General features: G+C 58.4%; 4 protein-coding genes and 4 pseudogenes. 1 reads left to right on the forward strand and 7 read right to left on the reverse strand.

Going from position 1 to position 5191, the window contains the following annotated elements; translation table 11 throughout:
- The 7 genes and pseudogenes from J3U63_RS12935 to J3U63_RS12965 form a co-directional block, all read right to left on the reverse strand.
- The coding region (locus tag J3U63_RS12935; RefSeq protein ID WP_416379689.1) for an aminoglycoside phosphotransferase family protein at positions 1 to 558 on the reverse strand (558 nt) is incomplete at its 3' end.
- Complete coding sequence (gene aph(3'')-Ib, locus J3U63_RS12940) at positions 558 to 1361, reverse strand: aminoglycoside O-phosphotransferase APH(3'')-Ib (RefSeq protein WP_001082319.1); 804 nt, start codon at positions 1359 to 1361, stop codon at positions 558 to 560. The genes aph(3'')-Ib and J3U63_RS12935, both read right to left, overlap by 1 nt.
- Before the next feature lie 60 nt (positions 1362 to 1421).
- A complete protein-coding gene (gene sul2 / locus J3U63_RS12945) occupies positions 1422 to 2237 on the reverse strand; it encodes a sulfonamide-resistant dihydropteroate synthase Sul2 (RefSeq protein ID WP_267371801.1) in 816 nt (271 codons plus the stop codon).
- A gap of 307 nt (positions 2238 to 2544) precedes the next feature.
- A pseudogene (gene repC / locus J3U63_RS12950) lies at positions 2545 to 3045 on the reverse strand (replication protein C, IncQ-type); the annotation flags it as partial.
- A 15-nt stretch (positions 3046 to 3060) separates the two neighbouring features.
- A pseudogene (locus tag J3U63_RS12955) lies at positions 3061 to 3111 on the reverse strand (mobilization protein); the annotation flags it as partial.
- A 106-nt stretch (positions 3112 to 3217) separates the two neighbouring features.
- Positions 3218 to 3859 (reverse strand): annotated as a pseudogene (locus tag J3U63_RS12960) (MobA/MobL family protein); the annotation flags it as partial.
- A gap of 323 nt (positions 3860 to 4182) precedes the next feature.
- Positions 4183 to 4305 carry a hypothetical protein gene (locus J3U63_RS12965; RefSeq protein WP_267349248.1) on the reverse strand — a complete coding sequence of 41 codons (123 nt, stop codon included), beginning with the start codon at positions 4303 to 4305 and terminating at the stop codon, positions 4183 to 4185.
- 519 nt (positions 4306 to 4824) lie between these two features.
- On the opposite strand from J3U63_RS12965, the pseudogene J3U63_RS12970 reads away from it, so the two are divergent.
- Positions 4825 to 5106, forward strand: a pseudogene (locus tag J3U63_RS12970) (IS91 family transposase); the annotation flags it as partial.
- Positions 5107 to 5191: the final 85 nt, after the last annotated feature.

The following is a 5191-nucleotide window of genomic DNA, read 5'->3' on the forward strand; positions in this document are numbered from 1 at the left end:
TATGCGGCGACCGAGTTGCTCTTGCCCGGCGTCAACACGGGATAATACCGCACCACATAGCAGAACTTTAAAAGTGCTCATCATTTGATCGGCTATAATCGCCGCGTGGACGTAGTCAGTTTGACAACCTGCGTTTTGATCATCGCGCGCCCGCTGAAACAAAGCTGCAAAGCGATCCCGGATCGGGAGAAGGGCAGAAGGCAGGGGTTCCTCAGATGCGGCATACAGCTTCGCCATTAGTTCCGCTGCAATTTCGGTCGCCTGGTAGTCGCCGTGCTCGGCAACGATGTGAGAGAGCATTCGCTCCCCGGCATATTCGAGCAACATCAGATTGTTCTCACGACCGAGCAACCGGACTGCTCCCCTCCCATTGCGCCATACCAGATAGTCGGCCCCGCGCAGTTCATCAGCAATGTCTTCTATAGGTTTCAATCCCTTGACGATTGCAGGAGTCCCGTCTGGCAATGAAACTTTCCAAACGAGGCTGGAAAAGGTGTCCGCAATGAGAACAGGTTGCGAAACGTGCCAATGAGCAGGAAAAACAGGCGGCATGAACATCAACCCCAAGTCAGAGGGTCCAATCGCAGATAGAAGGCAAGGCGTTCGCGGTCGGGGGCTTCGATCCCCAATACATTGAATAGGACAGCGAAGGCGCGCTCTGCTTCATCTGGCGCTGCCCAGTTCTCTTCGGCGTTAGCAATCATGAGTGCCAAATCGGCATAGCGATCTGCTGTTCCGAGCCGCCCAAGGTCGATCAGACCCGTGCATTGAAGAGTTTTAGGGTCCACCATGAAGTTCGGCATGCAGGGATCACCATGGCAAACAACCATATCGGTGCGCTCTTGGTCGAGCCGCACCGGTAGCTCTCGTTCGACACGAGCCAAAAGATCGAGCTGCGGCGTACTCTTGTCCTCGTCCGGTAAGAAGTCGGGATTGACGGCATTGCGGGACACCACATCAACGGCGCGTCCGAACATTCGCGACAGCCTGCGCTCAAACGGACATTGATCAACCGATAGGCTGTGAACAGCGCCAAGTTGCTGCCCCATTGACGGCCACGCTTTGAGCAAATCCGCTCCAGACAGATCAGCCGCCGGTACTCCCGGAATTGCCGTTATCACCAAGCATGCACCCTCCTGTTCCTCCTGCCAGTTGATGACCTCGGGGCAAGCCACACCTCGACCTTTGAGCCAAATGAGGCGGTCACGCTCTCCAGCGAGCTCACCGCGGCGGGAAGCAGGTGCGATTTTCGCGAAGGCATGCCCGTCACCACGTCGAAAAACAAAATCACCAGATTCTCCGCCTCTGACAGGCAACCAGTCAGAATGCGATTCACCAAAAAAAATATTAGTTCGATTCAATGGAGGTTCCTTCAGTTTTCTGATGAAGCGCGAATATAGAGAAATATCCCGAATGTGCAGTTAACGAATTCTTGCGGTTTCTTTCAGCGCCGCCAATACCGCCAGCCCGTCGCGCAAGGGGCGCGGCTCGTGTGTGCGGATGAAGTCAGCTCCACCTGCGGCGGCGGCAAGCTCTGCAGCGAGTGTCGCGGCCCCGACATCCCCCGAACCACGGCCTGTGAGCGCGCGCAGAAAGGATTTGCGCGAAACAGACAGAAGCACCGGCAAATCGAAGCGCAGCCGCAATTCATCGAACCGCGCCAGCACCGAGAGCGAGGTTTCGGGAGCAGCCCCCAGAAAAAACCCCATGCCGGGATCAAGGACAAGGCGGTTGCGTTTGATACCGGCACCCGTCAGCGCCGCGATGCGCGCGTCAAAGAACGCCGCAATGTGATCCATGATGTCGCCAGCGGGTGCCTCGCGCCGATCTGCCTGCCCGTCTTGCACCGAATGCATAACGACGAGTTTGGCAGATGATTTCGCCAATTGCGGATAGAACGCAGCGTCTGGAAAACCGCGAATATCATTGAGATAGGCCACACCACGCGACAAGGCATAGGCTTGCGTCGCGGGTTGATAACTGTCGAGCGAGACGGGAATGCCATCTGCCTTGAGCGCGTCCAGCACCGGCGCGATACGCGCGATTTCTGTGTCGGACGAAACAGGCGCGGCGTCGGGATTGCTGGATGCCGGACCGAGGTCGATCACATCTGCCCCCTCGGCCATCAGCTTACGCGCCTGCGCAATGGCTGCGTCTGGCGCCAGATACCGGCCTCCATCGGAGAAACTGTCCGAGGTTATGTTGACGATGCCGAAAATGATGAGCGATTTATTCATGGGGGCTTCTATAATAATAATAATCGAGCATGAGTATCATACGGATGCTCGGGTCGAAAGGGAATCCCCAGGCGAGTAACCTGTTTGCGGTGATCCATTAGCTGCAGGAGCAGAATAGCATACATCTGGAAGCAAAGCAAGGAAAGCGGCCTATGGAGCTGTGCGGCAGCGCTCAGTAGGCAATTTTTCAAAATATTGTTAAGCCTTTTCTGAGCATGGTATTTTTCATGGTATTACCAATTAGCAGGAAAATAAGCCATTGAATATAAAAGATAAAAATGTCTTGTTTACAATAGAGTGGGGGGGGTCAGCCTGCCGCCTTGGGCCGGGTGATGTCGTACTTGCCCGCCGCGAACTCGGTTACCGTCCAGCCCAGCGCGACCAGCTCCGGCAACGCCTCGCGCACCCGCTGGCGGCGCTTGCGCATGGTCGAACCACTGGCCTCTGACGGCCAGACATAGCCGCACAAGGTATCTATGGAAGCCTTGCCGGTTTTGCCGGGGTCGATCCAGCCACACAGCCGCTGGTGCAGCAGGCGGGCGGTTTCGCTGTCCAGCGCCCGCACCTCGTCCATGCTGATGCGCACATGCTGGCCGCCACCCATGACGGCCTGCGCGATCAAGGGGTTCAGGGCCACGTACAGGCGCCCGTCCGCCTCGTCGCTGGCGTACTCCGACAGCAGCCGAAACCCCTGCCGCTTGCGGCCATTCTGGGCGATGATGGATACCTTCCAAAGGCGCTCGATGCAGTCCTGTATGTGCTTGAGCGCCCCACCACTATCGACCTCTGCCCCGATTTCCTTTGCCAGCGGTTCGATCTGCTCCGCTAACTCGTTGATGCCTCTGGATTTCTTCACTCTGTCGATTGCGTTCATGGTCTATTGCCTCCCGGTATTCCTGTAAGTCGATGATCTGGGCGTTGGCGGTGTCGATGTTCAGGGCCACGTCTGCCCGGTCGGTGCGGATGCCCCGGCCTTCCATCTCCACCACGTTCGGCCCCAGGTGAACACCGGGCAGGCGCTCGATGCCCTGCGCCTCAAGTGTTCTGTGGTCAATGCGGGCGTCGTGGCCAGCCCGCTCTAATGCCCGGTTGGCATGGTCGGCCCATGCCTCGCGGGTCTGCTCAAGCCATGCCTTGGGCTTGAGCGCTTCGGTCTTCTGTGCCCCGCCCTTCTCCGGGGTCTTGCCGTTGTACCGCTTGAACCACTGAGCGGCGGGCCGCTCGATGCCGTCATTGATCCGCTCGGAGATCATCAGGTGGCAGTGCGGGTTCTCGCCGCCACCGGCATGGATGGCCAGCGTATACGGCAGGCGCTCGGCACCGGTCAGGTGCTGGGCGAACTCGGACGCCAGCGCCTTCTGCTGGTCGAGGGTCAGCTCGACCGGCAGGGCAAATTCGACCTCCTTGAACAGCCGCCCATTGGCGCGTTCATACAGGTCGGCAGCATCCCAGTAGTCGGCGGGCCGCTCGACGAACTCCGGCATGTGCCCGGATTCGGCGTGCAAGACTTCATCCATGTCGCGGGCATACTTGCCTTCGCGCTGGATGTAGTCGGCCTTGGCCCTGGCCGATTGGCCGCCCGACCTGCTGCCGGTTTTCGCCGTAAGGTGATAAATCGCCATGCTGCCTCGCTGTTGCTTTTGCTTTTCGGCTCCATGCAATGGCCCTCGGAGAGCGCACCGCCCGAAGGGTGGCCGTTAGGCCAGTTTCTCGAAGAGAAACCGGTAAGTGCGCCCTCCCCTACAAAGTAGGGTCGGGATTGCCGCCGCTGTGCCTCCATGATAGCCTACGAGACAGCACATTAACAATGGGGTGTCAAGATGGTTAAGGGGAGCAACAAGGCGGCGGATCGGCTGGCCAAGCTCGAAGAACAACGAGCGCGAATCAATGCCGAAATTCAGCGGGTGCGGGCAAGGGAACAGCAGCGAGTGGCCGGAGGATCGGCTCATGGCGGCAATGGATGCGTACCTTGAACGCGACCACGACCGCGCCTTGTTCGGTCTGCCGCCACGCCAGAAGGATGAGCCGGGCTGAATGATCGACCGAGACAGGCCCTGCGGGGCTGCACACGCGCCCCCACCCTTCGGGTAGGGGGAAAGGCCGCTAAAGCGGCTAAAAGCGCTCCAGCGTATTTCTGCGGGGTTTGGTGTGGGGTTTAGCGGGCTTTGCCCGCCTTTCCCCCTGCCGCGCAGCGGTGGGGCGGTGTGTAGCCTAGCGCAGCGAATAGACCAGCTATCCGGCCTCTGGCCGGGCATATTGGGCAAGGGCAGCAGCGCCCCACAAGGGCGCTGATAACCGCGCCTAGTGGATTATTCTTAGATAATCATGGATGGATTTTTCCAACACCCCGCCAGCCCCCGCCCCTGCTGGGTTTGCAGGTTTGGGGGCGTGACAGTTATTGCAGGGGTTCGTGACAGTTATTGCAGGGGGGCGTGACAGTTATTGCAGGGGTTCGTGACAGTTAGTACGGGAGTGACGGGCACTGGCTGGCAATGTCTAGCAACGGCAGGCATTTCGGCTGAGGGTAAAAGAACTTTCCGCTAAGCGATAGACTGTATGTAAACACAGTATTGCAAGGACGCGGAACATGCCTCATGTGGCGGCCAGGACGGCCAGCCGGGATCGGGATACTGGTCGTTACCAGAGCCACCGACCCGAGCAAACCCTTCTCTATCAGATCGTTGACGAGTATTACCCGGCATTCGCTGCGCTTATGGCAGAGCAGGGAAAGGAATTGCCGGGCTATGTGCAACGGGAATTTGAAGAATTTCTCCAATGCGGGCGGCTGGAGCATGGCTTTCTACGGGTTCGCTGCGAGTCTTGCCACGCCGAGCACCTGGTCGCTTTCAGCTGTAAGCGTCGCGGTTTCGGGGTCTGACGCTCAGTGGAACGAAAACTCACGTTAAGGGATTTTGGTCATGAGATTATCAAAAAGGATCTTCACCTAGATCCTT

This window comes from Gilliamella sp. B2838, from assembly GCF_026536185.1.
Taxonomy (GTDB): Bacteria; Pseudomonadota; Gammaproteobacteria; order Enterobacterales; family Orbaceae; genus Gilliamella.